The organism is Pseudomonas sp. 14P5.3.2 (assembly GCF_057799175.1).
Map to the genome: position 1 here is coordinate 66,133 of NZ_JBYOKU010000014.1, position 23,896 is coordinate 90,028.

Annotated in this window: 18 protein-coding genes; 10 read left to right on the forward strand and 8 right to left on the reverse strand. The window is 61.2% G+C overall.

Annotation, left to right across the window (positions count from 1 at the left end):
• The first annotated feature begins 152 nt into the window (after window positions 1-152).
• Together pap and AC27VU_RS13795 are read left to right on the forward strand one after the other, a co-directional pair.
• Complete coding sequence (gene pap / locus AC27VU_RS13790) at window positions 153-1,667, forward strand: polyphosphate:AMP phosphotransferase (RefSeq protein WP_003226946.1); 1,515 nt, start codon at window positions 153-155, stop codon at window positions 1,665-1,667.
• A gap of 103 nt (window positions 1,668-1,770) precedes the next feature.
• The gene (locus tag AC27VU_RS13795; RefSeq protein ID WP_488724273.1) at window positions 1,771-2,955 is read left to right on the forward strand and encodes a thiolase family protein; all 1,185 of its coding nucleotides are present in this window, start codon (window positions 1,771-1,773) and stop codon (window positions 2,953-2,955) included.
• Between the two features lie 119 nt (window positions 2,956-3,074).
• On the opposite strand, the gene AC27VU_RS13800 is transcribed toward AC27VU_RS13795, so the two are convergent.
• Complete coding sequence (locus AC27VU_RS13800) at window positions 3,075-3,269, reverse strand: DUF6316 family protein (protein WP_003226944.1); 195 nt, start codon at window positions 3,267-3,269, stop codon at window positions 3,075-3,077.
• Window positions 3,270-3,478: 209 nt separating this feature from the next.
• On the opposite strand from AC27VU_RS13800, the gene AC27VU_RS13805 reads away from it, so the two are divergent.
• Entirely contained in the window at window positions 3,479-4,438 is a 960-nt protein-coding gene (locus AC27VU_RS13805) for a DMT family transporter (protein ID WP_201136899.1), read from the forward strand.
• 122 nt (window positions 4,439-4,560) lie between these two features.
• Here AC27VU_RS13805 and AC27VU_RS13810 read toward each other — a convergent pair whose 3' ends face one another.
• Window positions 4,561-5,955, reverse strand: a complete 1,395-nt coding sequence (locus AC27VU_RS13810; protein WP_003226940.1) for a class II fumarate hydratase — start codon at window positions 5,953-5,955, stop codon at window positions 4,561-4,563.
• 193 nt (window positions 5,956-6,148) lie between these two features.
• On the opposite strand from AC27VU_RS13810, the gene AC27VU_RS13815 reads away from it, so the two are divergent.
• The 5 genes from AC27VU_RS13815 to AC27VU_RS13835 all read left to right on the forward strand — a co-directional run bounded on the left by AC27VU_RS13815 (window position 6,149) and on the right by AC27VU_RS13835 (window position 10,607).
• A complete protein-coding gene (locus AC27VU_RS13815; RefSeq protein WP_003226938.1) occupies window positions 6,149-6,667 on the forward strand; it encodes a DUF2059 domain-containing protein in 519 nt (172 codons plus the stop codon).
• A gap of 12 nt (window positions 6,668-6,679) precedes the next feature.
• Complete coding sequence (locus tag AC27VU_RS13820; RefSeq protein WP_003226935.1) at window positions 6,680-6,979, forward strand: BolA family protein; 300 nt, start codon at window positions 6,680-6,682, stop codon at window positions 6,977-6,979.
• Between the two features lie 238 nt (window positions 6,980-7,217).
• Complete coding sequence (gene trhO / locus AC27VU_RS13825) at window positions 7,218-8,159, forward strand: oxygen-dependent tRNA uridine(34) hydroxylase TrhO (RefSeq protein WP_007963600.1); 942 nt, start codon at window positions 7,218-7,220, stop codon at window positions 8,157-8,159.
• Window positions 8,160-8,194: 35 nt separating this feature from the next.
• Entirely contained in the window at window positions 8,195-8,797 is a 603-nt protein-coding gene (locus AC27VU_RS13830; RefSeq protein WP_171061881.1) for a DsbA family protein, read from the forward strand.
• Complete coding sequence (locus AC27VU_RS13835; protein ID WP_488724274.1) at window positions 8,790-10,607, forward strand: ABC transporter ATP-binding protein; 1,818 nt, start codon at window positions 8,790-8,792, stop codon at window positions 10,605-10,607. The genes AC27VU_RS13830 and AC27VU_RS13835 overlap by 8 nt, the downstream gene beginning before the upstream one ends.
• Here AC27VU_RS13835 and AC27VU_RS13840 read toward each other — a convergent pair whose 3' ends face one another.
• On the reverse strand, window positions 10,608-15,230 hold the full coding sequence (locus AC27VU_RS13840; RefSeq protein WP_488724275.1) for a hypothetical protein: 4,623 nt from the start codon (window positions 15,228-15,230) through the stop codon (window positions 10,608-10,610).
• A gap of 175 nt (window positions 15,231-15,405) precedes the next feature.
• On the opposite strand from AC27VU_RS13840, the gene AC27VU_RS13845 reads away from it, so the two are divergent.
• Window positions 15,406-17,865, forward strand: coding sequence for an EAL domain-containing protein (locus AC27VU_RS13845; RefSeq protein ID WP_003226926.1), 2,460 nt, complete (start codon window positions 15,406-15,408; stop codon window positions 17,863-17,865).
• Between the two features lie 79 nt (window positions 17,866-17,944).
• Entirely contained in the window at window positions 17,945-18,706 is a 762-nt protein-coding gene (locus AC27VU_RS13850) for an iron-containing redox enzyme family protein (protein WP_207199023.1), read from the forward strand.
• Between the two features lie 138 nt (window positions 18,707-18,844).
• Here the strand turns inward: AC27VU_RS13850 and AC27VU_RS13855 are convergent, their stop codons facing one another.
• The 5 genes from AC27VU_RS13855 to AC27VU_RS13875 all read right to left on the reverse strand — a co-directional run bounded on the left by AC27VU_RS13855 (window position 18,845) and on the right by AC27VU_RS13875 (window position 23,823).
• Window positions 18,845-19,771: a GGDEF domain-containing protein gene (locus AC27VU_RS13855; RefSeq protein WP_226499681.1), complete on the reverse strand. Its 927-nt coding sequence runs from the start codon at window positions 19,769-19,771 to the stop codon at window positions 18,845-18,847.
• A gap of 362 nt (window positions 19,772-20,133) precedes the next feature.
• Window positions 20,134-20,874 carry a YciK family oxidoreductase gene (locus tag AC27VU_RS13860; protein ID WP_064588627.1) on the reverse strand — a complete coding sequence of 247 codons (741 nt, stop codon included), beginning with the start codon at window positions 20,872-20,874 and terminating at the stop codon, window positions 20,134-20,136.
• 181 nt (window positions 20,875-21,055) lie between these two features.
• Window positions 21,056-21,727: an N-acetylmuramic acid 6-phosphate phosphatase MupP gene (mupP, locus tag AC27VU_RS13865; RefSeq protein WP_003226921.1), complete on the reverse strand. Its 672-nt coding sequence runs from the start codon at window positions 21,725-21,727 to the stop codon at window positions 21,056-21,058.
• Between the two features lie 4 nt (window positions 21,728-21,731).
• Window positions 21,732-22,430 (reverse strand): bifunctional 2-polyprenyl-6-hydroxyphenol methylase/3-demethylubiquinol 3-O-methyltransferase UbiG, encoded by a 699-nt coding sequence (gene ubiG / locus AC27VU_RS13870; RefSeq protein ID WP_003226919.1) that lies wholly within the window; start codon window positions 22,428-22,430, stop codon window positions 21,732-21,734.
• A 58-nt stretch (window positions 22,431-22,488) separates the two neighbouring features.
• Window positions 22,489-23,823, reverse strand: a complete 1,335-nt coding sequence (locus tag AC27VU_RS13875) for a TRZ/ATZ family hydrolase (protein WP_488724276.1) — start codon at window positions 23,821-23,823, stop codon at window positions 22,489-22,491.
• Window positions 23,824-23,896: the final 73 nt, after the last annotated feature.

Sequence of the window (23,896 nt, forward strand, 5' to 3'; positions counted from 1 at the left end):
GGTGAAAGGTTTTCGGGTTGCTGCGCAACCCAGCGGGAGCAAGCTCCCTCGCCACAGGGGTTCGTTCCTTCAGCTTGTTGTGGTGGGGAATTTCTGCCCTGCATCTGTGCCCAATCCGCTAGTCTTGCTGAATCCTGGAAGGAGCCGTCCCCATGTTTGAATCCGCCGAAATCGGCCATGCCATCGACAAAGAGACTTACGACGCGGCGGTGCCTGCGCTGCGTGAAGCACTGCTGGAAGCGCAATTCGAGTTGCAGCAGCAGAAACGTTTTCCGGTGATCGTTTTGATCAACGGCATCGAGGGCGCCGGCAAGGGCGAGACCGTCAAGTTGCTCAACGAGTGGATGGACCCGCGCCTGATCGAGGTGCGCACCTTCGATCAGCAGACCGATGAAGAACTGGCGCGGCCACCCGCGTGGCGTTACTGGCGGATGCTGCCGGCCAAGGGCCGGATGGGGATTTTCTTCGGCAACTGGTACAGCCAGATGCTCCAGGGCCGGGTCCACGGTCTGTTCAAGGATCCCCGGCTGGATCAGGCAATCAACGCCGCCGAGCGTCTGGAAAAGATGCTCTGCGATGAAGGCGCGCTGATCTTCAAATTCTGGTTCCACCTGTCGAAGAAACAGATGAAGGCGCGGCTCAAGGCGCTGGCCGATGATCCACTGCACAGTTGGCGCATCAGCCCGCTGGACTGGCAGCAATCGCAGACTTACGACAAGGTCGTCAAATACGGCGAGCGCGTGTTGCGCCGTACCAGTCGCGACTATGCACCGTGGCACATCATCGAAGGGATGGACGCCAATTACCGCAGCCTCGCGGTCGGCAAGATTCTGCTCGAAGGTCTGCAGAACGCCCTCAAGCGTCCGCAAGTAGAGGCCGATGAGGTCAATGCCGCGCCGCTGAGCACGGCTGTCGATCAGTTGAACCTGCTCGACAGTCTTGACCTGACCCAGCGTCTGGAAAAGAAAGACTATGAAGAACAATTGATCACTGAGCAGGCGCGGCTGTCTGGGCTGATGCGCGACAAACGCATGCGCCGGCACGCCTTGGTGGCGGTGTTCGAAGGTAACGACGCGGCGGGCAAGGGCGGGGCGATCCGACGGGTGGCGGCGGCGCTCGATCCGCGTCAGTACAACATCGTGCCGATTGCCGCGCCGACCGAAGAGGAGCGCGCGCAACCGTATCTGTGGCGCTTCTGGCGACACCTGCCGGCACGGGGCAAATTCACCGTGTTCGACCGTTCCTGGTATGGCCGGGTGCTGGTCGAGCGGATCGAGGGCTTTTGCAGTCCGGCCGACTGGCTGCGGGCTTACAGCGAGATCAACGATTTCGAAGAGCAGATCGCCGATGCGGGGGTGATCGTGGTCAAGTTCTGGCTGGCGATCGACAAGGACACGCAGATGGAGCGTTTCCAGGCCCGCGAAGAGATCCCGTTCAAGCGCTTCAAGATTACCGAGGACGACTGGCGCAATCGCGAAAAGTGGGATGCCTACCGCGCCGCCGTGGGCGACATGGTCGACCGCACCAGCACCGAGATCTCGCCGTGGACGCTGGTCGAGGCCAATGACAAGCGCTGGGCCCGGGTCAAGGTGCTGCGTACGATCAACCGGGCGCTCGAAGAGGCGTTCGCGAAGTCCGACAAGCACGCGAAAAAACACAAGGACTGAAGCGATGGGCGCGCATACGCGGGGTGAATGATTGTCGCGGTCGGCGGCGGGCTGGACTTATGCTCGGTTCACTCTCCTCCGACAACAACAATTGAGGTATGCCATGCGTGAAGTGGTGATCGTCGACAGCGTGCGGACCGGCCTGGCCAAGTCCTTTCGCGGCAAGTTCAACCAGACCCGTCCCGACGACATGGCGGCCCATTGCGTCAACGCGCTGCTGTCGCGCAATGACGTCGATCCGGCCAGCGTCGAGGACTGCATCGTCGGTGCCGGCTCCAACGAGGGTGCGCAGGGTTACAACATCGGGCGCAACGTCGCGGTGTTGTCGCGTCTGGGCACGGGTGTTGCCGGCATGACCCTTAATCGCTTTTGCTCCTCGGGGTTGCAGGCGATCGCGATTGCCGCCAATCAGATCGCTTCCGGTTGCAGCGACATCATTGTTGCCGGTGGCGTCGAGTCGATCAGCCTGACCCTCAAGAGCGTCAACACCGATCACCTGATCAACCCGCTGCTCAAGCAGCAGGTGCCGGGCATCTACTACACGATGGGCCAGACCGCCGAAGTGGTGGCGCGCCGTTACGGTGTCAGCCGCGAGGCACAGGATCGTTACGCACTGCAAAGCCAGCTGCGCACCGCCCAGGCGCAGGCGGCCGGGCTGTTCGATGATGAAATCGTGCCGATGGCGGTCAAGTATCGGGTCGAGGACAAGAACAGTGGCGTTGTACAGATCCTCGACGGCATCGTCGAACGCGACGACTGCAACCGTCCGGATACCACTTATGAAAGCCTCGCCGGACTGAAACCGGTATTTGCCGAGGACGGCTCGGTGACTGCCGGCAACTCGTCGCAGCTGTCGGACGGCGCGTCGATGACCCTGGTGATGAGCCTGGAAAAAGCCCTGCAACTGGGACTCAAACCGAAGGCGTTTTTCCGTGGCTTCACCGTGGCCGGTTGCGAGCCGGACGAAATGGGCATCGGCCCGGTGTTCTCGGTGCCGAAACTGCTCAAGGCCAAGGGCTTGCAAGTGGCGGATATTGATCTGTGGGAGCTGAACGAGGCTTTTGCTTCGCAATGCCTGTATGCCCGCGATCGTCTGGAGATCGATAACGGCAAGTACAACGTCAATGGTGGCTCGATTTCCATCGGCCACCCGTTCGGCATGACCGGGTCGCGGCAGGTCGGGCATCTGGTGCGCGAGTTGCAGCGGCGTGATTTGCGTTACGGCATTGTGACCATGTGCGTGGGGGGCGGGATGGGGGCGACGGGGTTGTTTGAGGCGGTGCGTTGACCCTGCAGATTTGTATTGCCTGTCAGGATGCCTTCGCGAGCAAGCCCGCTCCCACATTGGTACGGTGTACACCGATCAAAATGTGGGAGCGGGCTTGCTCGCGAAGGCTTCAACTCGGTTCATCGGTTGGAGTCCACACCCTGCATCCGCGCGATATACGCCTGAATTTCCTGCTCAGCCTTTTCGGCGCTGTCGAACGGCCCCTCAAGGGTGTTCTCCCGCGTGCAGAAAAACAGCTCTCCATTGACCCGACACATCCGCTCGCTGCGAAAGTGTGTGGCGGGGGCGCTGTCCTGGGCGCGCATTCCGTACATGATCCGGCTCCTTGAGTGATCCGTTGCAGGGATCCAATCAGCTTATGCCTGAAGCACTTGGCGCGCCTCACCAGCCGATCAACGGCAAAGCGTCAATTTAATGCTGCGACCTGCACAGTTTCATTAGCGGCCTGGCCCGAACTGTCCCTGTGTTGCATCTGGCGCCGGGCCTAGAATGATCGCTCTCGTCAGCAGGCATTGGGGTTCGCATGCACATTTCATCCGGTCGCTGGGTCTACGGTCTGTTCCTGGCACTGCTGACGGCGGTTTTGTGGGGCATCCTGCCGATCAAGCTCAAGCAGGTGCTGCTGGTGATGGACCCGATCACGGTGACCTGGTTTCGCCTGTTGGTGTCGGGTGGCTGCCTGTTCATCTACCTGGCGGCCACACGCCGCCTGCCGAGCCGCAAGGTGCTCGGTCCCCGAGGCGGCTGGCTGGTGTTGATGGCGGTGCTCGGGCTGGTAGGCAACTACGTGCTGTACCTGATGGGCCTCAATCTGCTCAGCCCCGGCACCGCGCAACTGGTGGTGCAGATGGGACCGATCATGTTGCTGATTGCCAGTCTGTTCGTATTCAAGGAGCGCTTCAGCATCGGTCAGGGCATCGGGCTGGCGGTGTTGCTGATCGGCTTCGTGCTGTTCTTCAATCAACGGCTGGCCGAATTGCTCACCTCGTTGTCGGACTATACCGCCGGCGTATTGCTGGTGCTGTTGGCCTCGACGGTCTGGACCTTCTATGCGCTGGGCCAGAAGCAATTGCTCACGGTGTGGAATTCGTTGCAGGTGATGATGGTGATTTACCTGTTCTGCGCGCTGTTGCTGACACCGTGGGTGCATCCGCTCGAAGCACTGGAACTGAGCCCGGTGCAGGGCTGGCTGCTGCTGGCGTGCTGCATGAATACCCTGATTGCCTATGGCGCATTTGCCGAGGCGCTGGCGCACTGGGAGGCTTCACGGGTCAGTGCGACGCTGGCGATCACGCCGCTGGTGACCTTTGGCGCGGTGGCGATTGCCGCCGGGGTGTGGCCAGAGTATGTGCATGCCGAACAGATCAATGGACTGGGTTATGGCGGGGCGGTGCTGGTGGTGCTGGGGTCGGCGCTGGTGGCGTTGGGGCCGTCGTTGATTGCCGGGTTGAAGGCGCGGCGGATGAAGATGGCTGCCAGTTAAACCGCGTTGGCCTTATTCGCGAGCAAGCTCGCTCCCACAATTGACCGCGATCCCATGTCAGGAATGCGATCGAATGTGGGAGCGGCTTGCTCGCGAAGGCGGCCTGTCAGGCGCTACAGGAATCAGCCCTTGGCGCCAGCCTCGATCATGTTCTCCGGCCGCACCCAGGCATCGAACTCTTCACTGGTCAGATACCCCAGCTGCAGCGCCGCCTCGCGCAAGGTCAGGCCTTCACCGTAAGCCTTCTTGGCGATTTCCGCCGACTTGTCGTAACCGATGTGCGGATTCAGCGCGGTCACCAGCATCAGACCGCGTTCCAGGTGCTGGGCCATGACCTGCGCATCCGGTTCAAGACCGGCGATGCAGTGCTGCTGGAAGTTGCTGCAGCCGTCGGCGAGCAGGCGGATCGATTGCAGCACATTGTGGATGATCACCGGTTTGTAGACGTTCAGTTGCAGGTGACCCTGACTCGCCGCGATGCCGATGGTGACATCGTTGCCCAACACCTGACAGGCCAGCATCGACAGCGCTTCGCACTGGGTCGGGTTGACCTTGCCGGGCATGATCGAACTGCCCGGCTCGTTGGCCGGCAGCCTCACTTCGGCCAAACCTGCGCGAGGACCGGAGCCGAGCAGACGCAGGTCGTTGGCGATTTTCATCAGCGCCACGGCGAGGGTCTTCAGGGCGCCGGACAGGCTGGTCAGCGGCTCATGCCCGGCCAGTGCGGCAAACTTGTTCGGCGCAGTGACGAACGGCAGCCCGGACAGCGCGGCGAGTTCCGCGGCAATCGCTTCGCCAAAGCCGTGCGGCGAATTCAGACCGGTGCCGACGGCAGTGCCGCCCTGCGCCAGTTCACACACCGCCGGCAGTGCTGCGCGGATCGCCCGTTCGGCGTAATCCAGCTGCGCGATGAACCCTGACAGCTCCTGACCGAAGGTGATCGGCGTCGCATCCATCATGTGCGTGCGGCCGGTCTTCACCAGTTTCATATGACGTGCAGCCAGTTCGGCCAGACCGCCGGACAGCTCGGCGATCGCCGGCAGCAATTGCTCCTGCACGGCTTTGGCGGTGGCGATGCTCATGGCGGTGGGGAAGCAGTCGTTGGAGCTTTGCGAGCGGTTGACGTGATCGTTCGGGTGCACCGGTGACTTGCCGCCGCGCGGGTTGCCGGCCAGCTCGTTGGCACGGCCGGCGATCACTTCGTTGACGTTCATGTTGCTCTGGGTGCCGCTGCCGGTCTGCCAGACCACCAGCGGAAACTGGTCGTCATGCTGACCGTCGAGCACTTCGTCGGCGGCTTGTTCGATCAGGCGGGCGATGTCGGCGGGCAAATCGCCGTTGCGGTCGTTGACCCGGGCGGCGGCTTTCTTGATCAGGGCCAGGGCGTGCAGGACCGGCAGCGGCATGCGTTCCTGACCGATGGCGAAGTTGATCAGCGAGCGTTGCGTCTGAGCACCCCAGTAGGCGTCGTCCGGGACTTCGATCTGGCCCAGGCTGTCGGTTTCGATACGGCTCATCGTGCACACTCCTGTTGGTCTGTTTGCGCAGTTTAGGCCCGGTCGGGGCCAGGTGGTTCCATCGAGCCGATTGTTGACCGCTGCGGCATGGCCAATCAAGCGCGGCAAGGCTCGGGGGTTGAGCCGTGGCGTTATTCAGGCGCAGAATGGGCGCCCTTGGGGTTTTACCTCGCCTGCTAGAAAAGGAAACTCGATGACTCGTCTTCGTGCCATCTGTACCGCGGTTGCACTGGTTTGCGCCAGCGGCCAGGTGCTTGCCGATACCGCCAGCCACAACGCCAGTGCCGAAGCTTTCCTGACCCTGGCGCACGCGGACAAACTGGGTACGCCGGTTTACATGCAAGTGCAGCAAATGTTCGCCCAGCGCTTTGAACAGACCAAAGCCCCGGAATCCAAGAAAGCCGTACTGGAAACCTACCAGGCCAAGGCCAATGCCGCTCTGGACCAGGCCATCGGCTGGAACAAGCTCAAGCCTGACATGGTCAAGCTCTACACCAGCAACTTCAGCGAATCCGAGCTGAAAGATCTGGTCGCGTTCTACCAGTCGCCACTGGGCAAGAAAGTCCTGGAAAAAATGCCGCAGCTGACCCAGCAATCGGCCCAGATGACCCAGGCCAAGCTGGAAAGCGCCGTGCCGGTGGTCAACAAGCTGCTCGACGACATGACCAACGAGCTGGCACCGAAAGGCGCAGCCCCGGCCAAGAAGAAGTAAGCGGAGTTCGTGATGACCATGCAACAACGCATCGAATCGACGCTGGGCCTGCTGCAGCCTGAGCATCTGCAAGTGCTGGACGAAAGCCACATGCACAGTCGCGGGTTACAGACGCACTTCAAGGCAGTGGTGGTCAGCGCGCAGTTCGAAGGCCTGAACCGGGTCAAGCGCCACCAGAAAGTCTACGGCACGCTCGGCGAGCTGATGGGCGAGTTCCATGCGTTGGCGCTGCACACCTACACCCCGCAGGAATGGGCAGAAGTCGGCGCAGCCCCGGCGTCGCCGACCTGTGCCGGCGGTAGCAAACACTGAGGATTGCGAGGGCTGCTGTGGCGAGGGAGCTTGCTCCCGCTGGAGTGCGCAGCACTCCCAAGATGCGAGTTTTGCGACTGCTTCGCAGCCGAGCGGGAGCAAGCTCCCTCGCCACAGGGTTTCGACAGATCCTAAAACTGCTGTGTTTTTGCTAGAATCCGCAACGCGCCGCTCAGCCGGCGCGTTTTTTTTGAATCCGGTTCACCCTTTGCGAGGGTAGCCACCTGGAGAATTACCCATGACACAACCGATTGTCGTGGCGGCACTGTATAAGTTCGTCACCCTCGAAGATTACGTCAACCTGCGCGAGCCCCTGCTGCAAGCGATGGTCGACAACGGTATCAAAGGCACCCTGCTGATCGCCGAAGAAGGCATCAACGGCACGGTGTCCGGCAGCCGCGAAGGCATTGATGGCCTGCTCGCCTGGCTGAAGAACGACCCGCGCATGATCGACATCGATCACAAAGAGTCGTACTGCGACGAGCAGCCGTTCTACCGCACCAAGGTCAAGCTGAAGAAAGAGATCGTCACCCTCGGCGTCGAAGGCGTGGACCCGAACAAAAAGGTCGGCACCTACGTCGAGCCGCAGGACTGGAACGCGCTGATCAGCGACCCGGAAGTGCTGCTGATCGACACCCGTAACGACTACGAGGTGGCGATCGGTACCTTCGAAGGCGCCATCGATCCGAAAACCACCAGTTTTCGCGAATTCCCTGATTACATCAAAGAACACTTCGACCCGGCCGTGCACAAGAAGGTCGCGATGTTCTGCACCGGCGGCATTCGCTGCGAGAAAGCCTCCAGCTACATGCTGGGCGAGGGTTTCGAAGAGGTTTACCACCTCAAGGGCGGCATCCTGAAGTACCTCGAAGAAGTGCCGCAGGAAGAAACCAAGTGGCAGGGCGACTGCTTCGTGTTCGACAACCGGGTGACCGTGCGTCACGACCTCAGCGAAGGCGACTACGATCAATGTCATGCCTGCCGCACACCGGTCAGTGTTGAGGATCGTGCTTCCGAACATTACGTGGCCGGCATCAGCTGCCCGCATTGCTGGGACAAGCTGAGCGAGAAAACTCGCCGCAGCGCCATCGATCGGCAGAAGCAGATCGAACTGGCCAAGGCGCGCAACATGCCGCACCCGATCGGCTACAACTATAAACAAGCATCCACCGAGGCTTAATCATGTCTGCGCGCCTGCTCTATGTGATGGATCCGATGTGTTCCTGGTGCTGGGGGTTCGCCCCGGTCGCCAAGGCATTGGTCGAGCAGGCGCAGGCAGCCGGCGTCGAGCTGCACCTGGTGGTCGGCGGGCTGCGCACCGGCAGCGGTGCGGCGCTGGAACCGACCACGCGGCGCTACATCCTCGAGCACTGGCAAGCGGTCACCGAGGCCACCGGCCAACCGTTCAAATTCGACGGCGCGTTGCCCGACGGTTTCGTCTACGACACCGAGCCAGCCTGCCGGGCGATCGTCACCGCGCGCAGTCTGGCGCCGGATTGTGCGTGGACACTGGTCGGCCTGATCCAGCAGGCGTTTTACGCTGAAGGCCGCGATGTCACCCAGGCCAGCGTGTTGGTCGAGCTGGCGGAGCAGGCCGGCGTGCCGCGTATCGAATTTGCCGCGCTGTTCGATCATGCCGATCAGCACAAAGCGACTCAGGCTGATTTCAGCTGGGTGCAGGATCTGGGCATCGCCGGGTTCCCGACCCTGCTCGCCGAGCGCAACGGCCAACTGGCGCTGTTGACCAACGGCTATCAACCGCTCAGCGAACTCTCGCCGCTGCTTGGTCGCTGGCTGGAGCGCGCCGCCTGTGCCTGACCTGGCCGATGACACGCCAGCCGTAAAGCGTGTCGACCGGCTGAGCTGGGCAGAAGTCCGGCGTCTGGCGCTACATCACAAAAAATCCCTGTGGATCGCCAACGGCGTGGCCGTGCTGGCGACGCTGTGCAGCGTGCCGATTCCGTTGCTGCTGCCATTGCTGGTGGACGAAGTCCTGCTCGGCCATGGCGACGCTGCGTTGAAAGTCATGAACCATGTGTTGCCGTCGATGTGGCAACAGGCGGCGGGTTACATCGGCCTGATGCTGGTGGTCACTCTGACCTTGCGTTGCAGTGCCCTGTGCTTTGGCGTGTTGCAGGCGCGGCTGTTTGCGCGGCTGGCCAAGGACATCGTCTACCGCATTCGTGTGCGGCTGATCGAGCGCCTGAAAAGGATTTCCCTCGGCGAATACGAAAGCCTCGGCAGCGGCACCGTGACCACGCATCTGGTCACTGACCTCGACACTCTCGACAAGTTTGTCGGCGAAACCCTCAGTCGTTTTCTGGTGGCGATGCTGACCCTGGTCGGCACCGCCAGCATTCTGATGTGGATGCACTGGAAGCTGGCGCTGCTGATCCTGCTGTTCAACCCGTTGGTGATCTACGCCACGGTGCAATTGGGCAAACGGGTCAAGCACCTGAAGAAGCTCGAGAACGACAGCACCTCGCGTTTCACTCAGGCCCTGAGCGAAACCCTCGATGCAATCCAGGAAGTGCGCGCTGGCAACCGTCAGGGTTTCTTCCTCGGGCGGCTCGGATTGCGCGCGCAGGAAGTGCGCAACTACGCGGTCAACTCGCAGTGGAAAACCGACGCTTCGAACCGTGCCAGCGGTCTGCTGTTCCAGTTCGGTATCGACATCTTCCGCGCAGCGGCGATGCTCACCGTGCTGTTCTCCGACCTGTCGATCGGCCAGATGCTCGCGGTGTTCAGTTACCTGTGGTTCATGATCGGTCCGGTCGAACAACTGCTCAATCTGCAATACGCCTACTACGCGGCGGGCGGGGCGCTGGCACGGATCAACGAACTGCTGGCGCGGGCCGACGAGCCGCAATATCCCGGGGGTGTCGATCCGTTCAAGGGCCGGGAAACCGTGGGCATTGAGGTGCAGGGGTTGAGCTTCGGTTACGGCGACGAGCTGGTGGTGGACCAGATGAACCTGTCCATCGCCCCCGGTGAGAAAGTCGCGATTGTCGGCGCCAGTGGCGGCGGCAAAAGCACTTTGGTGCAACTGTTGTTGGGGCTGTACACGCCGTTGGCCGGGACCATCCGTTTCGGCGGTTCGACCCAACAGGATATCGGCCTCGAACTGATTCGCGAAAACGTCGCGGTGGTGCTGCAACACCCGGCGCTGTTCAACGACAGCGTGCGCGCCAACCTGACCATGGGCCGTGATCGCAGCGACGAAGCCTGCTGGCAGGCGCTGGAAATCGCCCAATTGGAAGCGACGATCCGCGCCTTGCCCGACGGTCTGGATAGCATTGTCGGACGTTCCGGTGTACGCCTGTCCGGTGGTCAGCGCCAGCGTCTGGCAATCGCGCGGATGATCCTCGCCGAGCCGAAAGTGGTGATTCTCGACGAGGCTACTTCGGCCCTCGACGCCGCCACCGAATACAACCTGCATCAGGCCATGGCGCGCTTCCTCAGCGGCCGCACCACGCTGATCATTGCCCATCGCCTGTCAGCGGTGAAGCAGGCAGACCGCGTGCTGGTGTTCGACGGCGGGCAGGTGGCCGAGGATGGCGACCACCAGCAGCTGATCGCCGATGGCGGTCTCTACGCCAAGCTTTACGGCCACTTGCAGCGCCTGTAATCAGGCCCAGAGCACTTGCAATGCGGCATCCCCGCCGTCATGGGCGAACTGTTTCATCAGCACCGAACAGGACCTGCACGGCTCCAGGGTCGTCGCGATGTCGATGGAGCGGTACTCCGCGGGATCGGGATATTTTTCGCGCAGGACCCGAATCAGCTTGCTTTCACTGTCCAGTGAAGTCGGGCGAAAGGTTTTTGTCTGCTCATAGGCCTCCAACTCCTTGATCGTCAGCGGCACGGCCAGCAGGTGCTCCTGTTCGTTCACGTCCAGCGAGGTTCGCGGAAAGCTCGGGTTGTAGTCGATATTGATGTAGGTCGTTTGGCCAATGCGCACAGATTCGGGGCCCAGGTGCCGAAACAACGGCAAGCGCTGGGTGGTGCCCTGGGCACCGGAAACGCTGACGTAGATTTCCCGCTGGCCGCTCGCAGTGATGACTTCGGCGTAGGCAATGTTGCGCATGTTGGACGTTTTTTCACTCACAGGCAGCAGTTTCTGTAGCTCGCGCATGGCGTTATCGATGCGCAGCGCTGTTTTTTTGATCCCGGTAATGGTCGACGACAAGAACAGGGTTTCGAAAATCTCTGCGGTTTTGAGTTGAAAGGCTGCCGGTGCGTCTTTTTTACGCGACCAGGTCGCGGCCCCTTCAGGCAACTGGGCAACGATCATCCGGGTCAATTCATCGAACATCACCGCCTCGCCCGGGCTGGTGTCGAGCTTCAGCCATTTCATGTTGGCGGGAGGATTGGCCGTGCCGCCGATGGGGATCGCGATCCGTTCCATGGTGCGCACCGCACGCTGCACTTTTTCCAGGCCGTGCAGGCGCACCATGGTGTTGGCATGCAGCGAGCCGGAGTAGGCCCTCACCAGTTCCGAGCCGCATGTGCCCTCGGCCAGCTCTTGCTCGGAGAGACGATTAAAGGTCAATCGATTGGGCGGTACTTCGCCTTTGGCGATGGTGGCCTGGTAGTTCTCCATGCGATTGACCCGGAAGAATACGTAGTCGGCCGAGTCGTCGATGGCCGGCACCAGGATTGCGCCGACCTGATGCGAATCATCGATCCCCTCATACGTGCCGCCAGTCTTGATCCGGGCAAAAATCCCTTTGCGAAACTGCAGCGTCGCTTGAATCTGCTGCCTCGGTACCAGACTGCCACTCCTGAACCCAAGGTGGCTGAGGTCGCCAGTGAGCAGTTTCGGTCTGTTGTCGATGATCTGGTAAAGCTTGGCATCGACCGCCAGGAATGTGCCTCGATGTTCGGGCAGGCCGCCAGGCTCCGAGATCCGCTCGCCGAACCATGGTGCGTAGCCTTTTTCCTTGTCGAGGGTACCAAGCGGTGGCACAGGTGCCGGCTCACCGGTGATGTAACTGACGCGGCAATCACCCCCGCTACCCGGCGCACGGCGGATCCGGCAGGGCAGCGCGGTCCAGTGCGCACTTTCGTCGAGCAGATCGACCCGGCGCAGTTCATCGCCGTCGAGTCGGTAGGGCACGTCGTCGATCAGCAACGTGGTACGCCCGTCGACCTCAGGCAGGTGCTCTATTCGGCTGTTTTGCGGCAGTTCTATGACGATCTGCTCATCGCCTTTGCGGGTGCCACTGTAGTGCGAGCGACCCAGCGACAGGTCGTGGTCCTGCACGGTCAGCCGGGGGCCGTAGGGCTGGCCAGAGAATGGATCCAGCACGTGATGGCGCGTGCCGTCCACCGCCACATTGCGCACCGGTACGTCATCAATGCCCTTGACCACCGCGAGTTGGTCGGCCTGACTCAGCGGTTTCCAGTGTCCCGCCTCAAGCGTCTGCGGCAACCCCTGCAAAAGATCATAGCTGCCGCTCCTGCCGGCGAGTCTTTTCAGGCGCGACACGGCGAGGCGTTCGGCATGCGCCACGGCCCGCACCGCACCGTGGGTGCCGCGCAACGCGAGCTTGAGCAGGGCGGGGGCGGCGTCCAGTGGATTGAGGTTGCGCAGGCTGGAAACCAGCAGGGTTTTGCTCAGTTGCGCCATGCTCGGCAGCGCCGCGCGAATCGCCAGTTTGCCGGCCGAGACCGCCAGGCGAATACTTCCGGCGACGAATTTGCCCAGGGGAATCGCGAACGAAACGATGTCGAGCAGCAAGCCGATGGCCCCCAGCAGGCGTGTGCCGGGCTTGTCCGATTGCAGATCGTCGAGGCTGCCCCAGAACGGAATGAAGGCTTTGAGTACGTGGATCCAGTGTTGCTTTTTGTCCTCTCGCTCGAAGCGGGTTTCTCCCCATGCTTCGCGGCGCAGTGCCTGCTCGTCGATGTAGAGCAAGCGGGTGGCGATGAAACGGCTGATCTGTGCGGTCCGTGCCGAGGTGAAGGTCAGACTCGGCAGGCTCTCGTGATGGACGGGAGGCAGCGCTGACGCTTTGAGGGCGTCGCCCAGCGGCTCAAGAATCGCCGTGCATTTGGCGCCGGTTTTGGGGGGCGCGCCGTCCTTGTGCGCATTGCGATCGAACGGCAGCGTGCGTGCGACGATACGGGTGATGCTCTGGCCTTTGGTTCTGCCGCGTTTTGGCGGCAGGGGCGGTATGCGTTGACCACCGATATGCCACGTCGTCACGTCCCCGCGCTTGCGGATGATGCCGGCGCGAGGCAGGCATTCGTAGAAATGTGAGACTTGCTGATAAGTCGCCTGCAGCACGAAGCCCATGCGCATACGCAGCGGCAGGTGAATCTCGGCGGTTTCGAGGTCGGCATGCAGGTGCCGGGTCTCGTTCCTGAGGCTGAGAATCCGTACTTCGCCGTGCTCCAGGGCGCGTCGGTCGGCCGAGGGCAGGGTGACCAGCAGGCTTTTGATCAGGTATTCATAAGCGGCTCGGGTATCGCTCAGGTATTTGTCGAACTGCTCGTCGAATGCTTTTTTGACATCGGGCAATTTGCGCTTGCGTGGAAATCGCGACAGCGGCCGCCCCGGGCCTTTGCTGGCGACGAAACCGCTGTCGAGTGTGCGCTCGGCGCTCAGACTGATCCATTCCTGGGCGCTCTTGCCGTTGTCGCTGACATACCACTTCATGCCGGGTTCGAGCCCGCCGCTGGCATAGACCTCCAGCAGCGGCCAGACGGGCTGCTTCACGTCCGGGGTGTCGATAATGCTGCGGCGCACGCGCCCGGTGTCTTGATGAGGGTGACGCTTGAGCTGAATGGTGCTGTGTTCGTACAGGTCGTTGGCCAGCGCGCGTTCCAGCATTTGTTTCGCCAGAGGCAGGCGTTGCGGTGGTTCGACATCCAGTTGCAGGATCGCCGTGTTCATCTGCTTGCGGTGATCCTCCAGCGCTTGCAGGGCGAGGGTCGCGGTGGGTGCTTCCTCTGAAGGTGCCAATGCGCCGGTCGCCAGGGCCCAAGTCTGCGCAGCCGCCACGCGTGAAACGGCGATCAGGGCTTGCAGGTCGTGGCTGGCGTGTTCGCTTTTCTTCAGCGGCAGGCCGACCAGTTGTTCAAAGTTCAGAAAGTGCAGCAGCTCTGGATCAAGGGCATGGGCGAGGTGGACGCCATGCACGAAATTGACCCAGACCGCCGAGCTGGCGTAGGGCAAGTCATCCGGAATGTCGCGCACCTGAAACTCCAGCGGAAACCGCGTCAGGCAAAGCCATCCCAACAGGTGTTGCTCGGTTTCTGTCGAAGTCCGCTTTGAGGTATCGAGATGGAACAAAAAATCCCGGCGGATGGCTGCGTAGCTTTTCCCGTATTGCGCGCGAGATTGCGGGGCGAAACCGGCGACTTGGGGCGAGCCGCGCTCTTCGGGCACCTCGTACCACAGGCACAGCGCTTCGAGCAGCAGGCGCGCGCCGATGTCCGGGACGGTCTGTTCATCGGCTCGGGCGCCGTACCACTGCAATTTTTGCAGCAGGCGCTGGCCCAGATCCCGGGCCTGGGCGCTGTCGAGCAGGCGTTCCAGGCAAGTGGCGGGATGCCTGGCAATCTGCATGCGCGTCAGCGAGGGGGTTGTCGCATTGGCCAGGCAGTCGAGGGCTGACAGGGTTTTACCGTTGAGCCAGTCGCCGATTACATCGTGGATCGCCGCTTTATCGTCCGCACTCATCAATATTGCGAGCGCCGGGGCCTGGCGCAGATTCAGGCGGTGGCTGGCACGCTGTTCTTCAACGGCGTCGATCAGGCTGGTCAGCGCCAGGGCATCCACGGTGCCCGGCAAGGTGAACCCGGACTCGCGCAACAGCTGCGACAGCGGCAGCAGCCTGTCGGAACGCAGGTGTGCGCCTATACTCAGCAACGCTTGGTGGAAGCGGCGAATCGCCGCCGATGCCTTGGCCATGTCCTTGAGGGTGTGGCTGGCAACGCTTTGATCGCGACGGGTGAAGGTAAAGCTGCATTGATCGGCCACGGCGCTGACCTGCAGCAGTGAGCCTTTGGACGCTTGCAGGTGCGCGGTCAAGGCGGGTTCGCCGCTGTCTGCGAACAGTGCTTGCAGCAGGTCTTGCGTCTGGTCATGGGCTGTACCCAGACGTGAATGGGTCTGGGGCGCGAGGTAATAGGTCTCCAGTGAACTCGAAGCGCTGAGCACGGCGCGCAGGGCGCTGGTCATTGCGCGGTATTCGCTCTGTTGGGCGGTATGGCGTTGCAGCGCGGAAGCAGGTGACGGCATGGGAAACGGCTCTTGAATGATTGAAAGCCGTCAGTGTCGAAGTATCGCTGACCCGGGGTGCGGTACATATGTATCGTCGCTTGAAAGTGTTCCGGCTTGCCGGAAGGGGGATCGCCCCCTAGTCTGGCTCTAGCGGTCTCCTCTTGATGATGGCAGTGCATGTGCAAAGGACCTCATGAAGCAAAAAAGGACTCTCGGAACGCCACGGTTGTTGGGCATCGTCTGGCCATTTATTGCCGTCGTGTTATTTCAGGCTTTATTGGGGGGCGTGAGTCTTTACGTCCTGTCGGCCGTTCGCGGCTATGTCGCCGGTGAAAGTCTTTGGTCCAAGGGCCAGAAGGACGCCATCTATTATCTGAACCTCTACGCCGACAGCCGTGACGAGGCGATCTTCCTCAAGTACAAGGAAGCGATTGCCGTGCCGCAGGGTGGTCACCAGTTGCGCCTGGCGCTCGATCGTCAACCGCCGGATCTGCAGGCAGCGCGCGAAGGGATTCTCAAGGGCGGCAACCACCCCGACGACGTCTCGAGCCTGATCTGGCTGTACCTCAATTTCCGCCATTTCAGTTATCTGGAAACCGCGATCGACCGTTGGACGATTGGCGATGCTTATCTGGTCGAGCTGGACAATGTCGCTCGCGAGATGCATCAGCGCATCAGCGATAACGCTGCGACGCCGGCTGACATTCAGCGCTGGAAGGCGCGGATTTTCGCCATCAATGATGGTGTGACACCGGCGGCCAGAGCGTTCAGCGATGCCTTGGGCGAAGGCTCGCGGATGATCCTGCGCCTGCTGTTGTTCACCAACCTGGCCACAGCGCTGGGATTGATCGTGCTGGCATTGTTGCGCACCCACAAACTGCTCAAGCAGCGCCATGCCTTTGCCCAGGCGCTGCAACTGGAGAAGGATCGGGCGCACATCACTCTGCAATCGATTGGCGACGGGGTGATCACTACCGATGTCAACGGCGCGATCGATTACATGAACCCTGCGGCCGAAGCCATGACGCACTGGAAGTCCGAGCACGCAGCGGGCCTGCCTCTGGCCGCGTTGTTCAATCTCCTGGACGACAACGCGCAGGCCGAAGGGCTGACGCTGATCGAGCATATTCTCAGCGGCCAACTGGTCGGCGGCAGCGAGCACTCCAAGCTGATCCAGCGCCTGGACGGCAGTACGGTTTCTGTGACGCTGGTGGGCGCGCCGATCCGCAATGCCGAGAAAGTCAGTGGCACGGTGCTGGTGCTGCATGACATGACTCAGGAACGGCAGTACATCGCCAACCTGTCGTGGCAGGCGACCCACGATGCCCTGACCGGTCTGGCCAACCGCCGCGAATTCGAGTATCGCCTGGAGCAGGCCCTGCACAACCTGACGCGCCAGCCCGGTCGGCATGCGCTGATGTTCCTTGATCTGGACCAGTTCAAACTGGTCAACGACACCTGTGGTCACGCCGCCGGCGATGAGTTGCTGCGGCATATCTGCACGCTGTTGCAATCGGGCTTGCGCGAGAGCGACACCCTCGCGCGGCTCGGCGGTGACGAGTTCGGTATTCTGCTGGAGAACTGCGCCCCGGAAGCCGCCGAGAAAATCGCCGAGAGCCTGCGCCAGACCGTGCAGAACCTGCACTTCGTATGGAAGGGGCGGCCGTTCCTGACCACCGTGAGTCTCGGTCTGGTGCACATCGCCCAGACCCCGACCACCCTCGAAGCGTCATTGCGCGCGGCCGACATGGCTTGCTACATGGCCAAGGAAAAGGGCCGCAACCGGGTGCAGGTCTATCACGCCGATGATTCCGAACTGTCCCTGCGTTTCGGCGAAATGGCCTGGGTGCAGCGCCTGCACATGGCACTGGAAGAAAACCGCTTCTGCCTTTATGCCCAGGAAATCGCTCCGCTGGGTTCCACGGCGGAGGGCGGCGGGCACATCGAAATACTCTTGCGTCTGCATGACGAGGCCGGGCGGATGATCCTGCCGGACAGTTTCATCCCGGCGGCCGAACGATATGGCCTGATGAGTCAACTGGACCGTTGGGTCGTCGAGAATGTTTTTAAAGTCATTGCCCAATGTATTGCCGAACAACATGAAGGTCCGTTGGCAATGTGTGCGATTAATCTTTCAGGCATTACTATCGGAGATGACGCGTTCTTGCACTTCCTGCGTGAACAGTTTGTTGTTTACGCCATACCACCTGAAATGATTTGTTTTGAAATTACTGAAACCAGTGCAATTGCAAATCTCGGGAGTGCAATTCGATTTATTAATGAACTCAAAGGCTTAGGTTGTTACTTCTCCCTTGATGACTTTTGTGCCGGAATGTCTTCATTCGCTTATTTGAAACATTTGCCTGTAGACTTCCTGAAGATCGACGGGAGTTTCGTAAAGGATATGCTGGACGACCCGATTAACCGCGCTATGGTCGAAGTGATCAATCACATCGGGCATGTCATGGGTAAGCAGACAATTGCCGAGTTTGTCGAGACAACCCAGATCGAGCAGGCATTGCTTGAAATCGGGGTGGATTACGCTCAGGGTTATGTCATCGAACGCCCGCAGTTGTTTACCTGCGACAGTTTGCAAAGTCGGCCCGCCAGACCGCAGCCGTTGTTGTTCAAGGCGCCTGGCACGTTCCGTTGAAATCTCTTGCCGATCCTTACAATCACAAATCAAAAGGAGCCGAACAGTGATCGACACATTCAACCGAACCGGACCACTCATGGAAGCTGCAAGTTATCCTGCCTGGGCACAACAGCTCATTACGGATTGCAGCGAGAGCAAGCGCCGGGTTGTCGAGCATGAACTGTACATGCGCATGCGCGATAACAAGCTCAGCGCGAAAACCATGCGCCAGTACCTGATCGGGGGCTGGCCAGTTGTTGAACAGTTTGCGTTGTATATGGCACAGAACCTGACCAAGACCAAGTTTGCCCGCCATCCTGGGGAGGATATGGCGCGCCGCTGGCTGATGCGCAACATCCGCGTCGAACTCAATCATGCCGACTACTGGCTGAACTGGAGTCGCGCGCATGGCGTCAGCCTGGAGGATCTGCAGGCCCAGCAAGTCCCGCCGGAACTGCATGCCCTGAGTCACTGGTGCTGGCATACGAGCTCGGCCGATTCGCTGATCGTCGCCATCGCCGCCACCAACTACGCCATCGAGGGTGCGACCGGGGAGTGGTCGGCGCTGGTCTGCTCTACCGGGGTGTACGCCGCGGCGTTCCCGGAAGAAGATCGCAAGCGTGCGATGAAGTGGCTGAAGATGCATGCCCAGTACGACGACGCCCACCCATGGGAAGCGCTGGAAATCATCTGCACGCTGGCAGGCATGAACCCGAGCAAGGCGCTGCAGACCGAACTGCGTCAGGCGGTGTGCAAGAGCTACGACTACATGTACCTGTTCCTTGAGCGCTGCATGCAACTGGAAACCGCCGAGCGGGCGTTGCATGGGCGTGAGCGTCGGGCACTAGTAGAGAGCTGATTTTCGGCAAAACGCCAAACCAAATGTGGGAGCGGGCTTGCTCGCGAAAGCGCTGTGTCAGTCAGCAATTGTTTGACTGGCACACCGCTTTCGCGAGCAAGCCCGCTCCCACAGTGGTTTTTGGGTGTCTGGAAGAACTCAGCCAGCCATCGCCAGGCGGTTACGCCCCTCGCGCTTGGCCACATACAGCGCACTGTCGGCCCGGCGCAGCAGGCTGTCGGCCGATTCCCCGGGCAGCAGCGTCGAGCAGCCAAGGCTCACGGTCAGGTCGATCAACTGGCCGTCCGCGAAGTATTCCGCAGCCTGTGCGGCATGGCGCAGACGTTCGCCCACCATGGCCGCCGCGTCCCGCCCGGTGTTGGATAGCAGGATCACGAACTCTTCCCCGCCATAGCGAAACACCATGTCGACGTTACGCAACTGACCCTTGATCGACGCCGCCACCGCTTTGAGCACGTCATCCCCGGCGCTGTGCCCGTGGCTGTCGTTGACCCGTTTGAAGTGGTCGATGTCGAGCATCAGCACCGACAACGGTTGCAGGTGTCGACGTGACATGTCGATCTCGCGTTGCAGGGTCTGCTCCATGGCGATGCGGTTGCCGGTTCCGGTCAACGGGTCGCGCAGCGCACTTTGCGTCGCGGCGCGATAGAGCAGGGCGTTGCGCATCGGGAACAACAGCGACGACAGCAGGGACTCGAGGTTACCCTGGTCCTGCTCGCTGAAACGCTGGTTGCGGCGAAACACCAGTTCGCCCAAGTGCTCGCCTTCGTGGCTGAGGCTGTAGCTGACCGAATGGTGACCGCGCGCACCGAATTCCAGGCGCAGATCGCTGGCCGAATGCACATACATCAAGGCATCCAGCGGCACCAGGCGCTGAACTTCGCGAAAAAACAGACCGAGTATTCGTTGCGGCTCAAGACTGGTTTGCAGTTGCAGGCTCATTTGCTGACGCAATTGCGCCAGACTGGCCGGGCGATCCAGAAGCGGAGGCAGCTGACCAAAGCCCAGGCGTTGCAATTTGGCACTGTCAAAGTCAATTGCATTGGTCTGGGAAGGTGATTTCATATGGCGTGAGCCCCTAAGCAGTAAGTCTGTCTTACAGGCTGGGTGAGAGCGGCTATGGGCTGCGCGTCATACTGATCCATCAGTCCCGTAGGACATTTGGCGTAAGTTTAGTCTGCCTGATGACGATTAGTCAGCTATCGAAATCGGCCTTGCCCCAGTGCCTTCACACGGCATGCTTTGAGGAAAATTAGAGCGAAAGTCGTGCCATTCGGTTCATCTAAATTAAAACCGTTATGAATCAACAGGATGGCGTTTTTCTTTGGGGTTGGGTGGCGGATATTTGACTGGGATGTGACGCTGGCAGGCGGCAAATGTATGCCGCGACGGGAATCCGCCACGGCAACAAAAGCGACGTATGGCAGTTATTGCGCGTTGAACGCCTGGCCGTTGATGCCCGTGCTGTCCGGGCCCATCAGGTACAGATACACCGGCATGATCTCTTCCGGGGTCGGATTGTTCAGCGGATTTTCCCCTGGGTAGGCTTGAGCACGCATGCTCGTACGAGTCCCGCCCGGGTTGATGCTGTTGGCGCGTACCGGTGCCACGCCGTCGACTTCGTCGGCCAGGGTTTGCATCAGGCCTTCGGTGGCGAACTTCGACACTCCGTAGGCGCCCCAGTAAGCACGACCCTTGCGCCCGACGCTGCTGGAAGTGAACACCACCGAGGCATCCTGCGACAGCTTGAGCAGCGGCAGCAGAGTGCTGGTCAGCATGAACATGGCGTTGACGTTGACCTGCATGACGCGCATGAAGTTTTCGCCCGACAGCTGTTCGATCGGCGTGCGTGGACCAATGATCGAGGCATTGTGCAGCAGGCCGTCGAGGTGGCCGAACTCGGTTTCGATCATCGCCGCCAGTTCATCGTACTGATGGGGCAGGGCGGTCTCGAGGTTGAACGGGATCACCGCTGGCTGCGGATGGCCCGCTGCTTCGATCTCGTCGTAGACCTGAGTCAGATTGGCCTCGGTCTTGCCCAGCAGCAGCACGGTGGCGCCATGGGCGGCGTAGGTTTTGGCGGCTGCCGCACCGATGCCACGACCGGCACCGGTGACCAGAATGACCCGATCCTTGAGCAATTCGGGACGGGCGGTGTAATCAAACATAAAAACCTCTCCATAAGGCGAATGCTGAACTCTGTGGCGAGGGAGCTTGCTCCCGCTCGGCTGCGAAGCAGTCGTAGCGCCAGCCAGTACGGTGTGCCTGAGAAAATGCGGACTCAGGTAAAAAAGGGGCCGCTGCGCGACCCAGCGGGAGCAAGCTCCCTCGCCACAGGGGTGTGTCAGGTCAGCAGCTGCAAAGCGCGCTGTCGAGCACCTTGCGCAATTCCAGCGGATGATCCACCACCACGTCCGCGCCCCAGTGCCGCGGGTTGTCGTCCGGGTGGATATAGCCGTAGGTCACGGCGCAGGTCTTGGTGCCGGCATCGCGGCCCGATTCGATATCGCGCAGATCATCGCCCACAAACAGGACTGTCGATGGATCCAGATCAAGCATCTTGCACGCGAGGATCAGCGGCTCCGGATCCGGCTTGCTGTTCTTCACGTGATCCGGGCAGATCAGCAGCGCCGAGCGCTCGGCCAGCCCCAGTTGCTGCATGATCGGCTCGGCAAACCGTACCGGTTTGTTGGTGACCACGCCCCAGATCAGGTTGGCCCGCTCGATGTCGGCCAGCAGCTCGCCCATGCCGTCGAACAGCTTGCTGTGTACGGCGCAACCGGCCAGGTAGCGTTCGAGGAATTCCTGGCGCAGTTCTTCGAAGCCCGGCGATTCCGGGTCCATCGAGAACGTCACCGCGACCATGGCTTTGGCGCCGCCGGAGATCTCGTCGCGGATGTGCTTGTCGTTCATCGGCGGCAAGCCGCGATCCGCGCGCATCGCCTGACAGATGGCGATGAAGTCCGGCGCGGTGTCGAGCAGGGTGCCGTCCATGTCGAAAAGGACTGCTCTGATGGCCATCGGCTTACTCCTCGCGCAGGGTCTGGATCATGTAGTTGACGTCAACGTCGCTGGCCAGCTTGTAGTGTTTGGTCAGCGGGTTGTAGGTCAGGCCGATGATGTCTTTGACGGTCAGGCCGGCGACGCGGCTCCAGGCGCCCAGCTCGGACGGACGAATGAATTTCTTGAAGTCGTGGGTGCCGCGCGGCAGCAGCTTCATGATGTATTCGGCGCCGATGATGGCGAACAGGTACGCCTTCGGGTTGCGGTTGATGGTCGAGAAGAACACTTGGCCGCCCGGCTTGACCATGCGGTAGCAGGCGCGGATCACCGACGACGGATCCGGTACGTGCTCGAGCATTTCCAGGCAAGTGACCACGTCGAACTGCTCGGGCATTTCCTCGGCCAGGGCTTCGGCGGTGATCTGCCGGTATTCGACGCTGACGCCGGATTCCAACTGATGCAGTTGCGCGACCGCCAGTGGCGCTTCGCCCATGTCGATGCCCATGACCGTGGCGCCGCGCTGGGCCATGGCTTCGCTGAGAATGCCGCCGCCGCAACCGACGTCGAGGACTTTCTTGCCGGCCAGGTTGACCCGCTCGTCAATCCAGTTGACCCGCAACGGGTTGATGTCGTGCAGCGGTTTGAATTCGCTTTCACGATCCCACCAGCGATGGGCCAGGGCTTCGAATTTGGCGATTTCGGCGTGGTCGACGTTGCTCATGATCTATTCCTCGAAAAACTTGAAAAAGGCTGTAGCCGCAGAGTCTGCTCCGCGGTATTTACGATTCGGTGTGGCCGCTGATGCGCTGGCCCCAGGCCCGGGCGGTGGCGCCCAGCTGTTGTTCGTCCAGACGGGTCAGGCGCCGGTCGTCGAGTAACTGTTTGCCGGCGACCCACAGGTGTTTCACGCAGTCGCGGCCGGTGGCATAGATAAGCTGCGACACCGGGTCGTAGACCGGTTGCTGGGCCAGGCCGGACAGGTCGAACGCGACGATGTCCGCAGTCTTGCCGATCTCCAGCGAACCGACCTGCGCCTCGATGCCCAGGGCACGGGCGCCGTTGAGCGTGGCCATGCGCAGCGCGCGATGGGCGTCCAGCGCGGTGGCCGAGCCAGCAACGGCTTTGGCCAGCAGCGCGGCGGTGCGGGTTTCGCCGAGCAGGTCGAGGTCGTTGTTACTGGCGGCGCCATCGGTGCCGACGGCGACGTTCACGCCAGCCTGCCACAGACGCTCGACCGGGCAGAAACCGCTGGCCAGCTTCAGGTTCGATTCCGGGCAGTGGATCACGCTGGTGTTGCTTTCTACCAGCAATGCCAGATCGTCATCGCTGATCTGGGTCATGTGCACCGCCTGGAAGCGCGGGCCGAGCAGGCCGAGACGACCGAGACGGGCCAGTGGCCGCTCGCCGCGATGTTCCAGCGCTTGCTGGACTTCGAAGGCGGTTTCGTGGACGTGCATGTGGATCGACGCGTCCAGCTCTTCGGCGATCACACGGATTTTTTCCAGGTTCTCGTCGCCCACGGTGTAGGGTGCATGTGGGCCGAAGGTGATCTTGATCCGTTCGTGATGCTTCAGATCGCCGAACAGCTCGACGCCCTGACGAATGGCCTCGTCGGCACTGGCGGCGCCAGGGATCGGGAAATCGAGGATCGGAATCGCGATCTGCGCGCGAATGCCGCTGTTGTGCACACGCTCGCTGGCGACTTTGGGGAAGAAATACATGTCGGAAAAGCAGGTGATGCCACCCTTGATCTGCTCGGCAATCGCCAGATCGGTGCCATCACGGACGAACTCTTCATCGACCCATTTGGCTTCGGCCGGCCAGATATGATTTTCCAGCCAGGTCATCAGCGGCAGATCGTCGGCCAGGCCACGGAACAGGGTCATCGCCGCATGGCCGTGAGCGTTGATCAGGCCCGGGCTGAGCAGCACGTCCGGCAATTCGCGGACTTCAGTGGCGTTACACTTCAATGCTTCGGCGCGCGGGCCGATAAACACGATGCGACCGTCGCGGATGCCCAGGCCATGCTCTTTGAGCACAACGCCTGCGGGTTCGACGGGTACCAGCCAGGTCGGCAGCAATAATAAGTCGAGCGCAATGGCAGGTTTCGGCATCGAGGGTCGGTTCCAGTGCTTTTGTAAAGGATGGCGAAGTATACCCGAGCGTCTTCGCGGGGGGATCGCTATA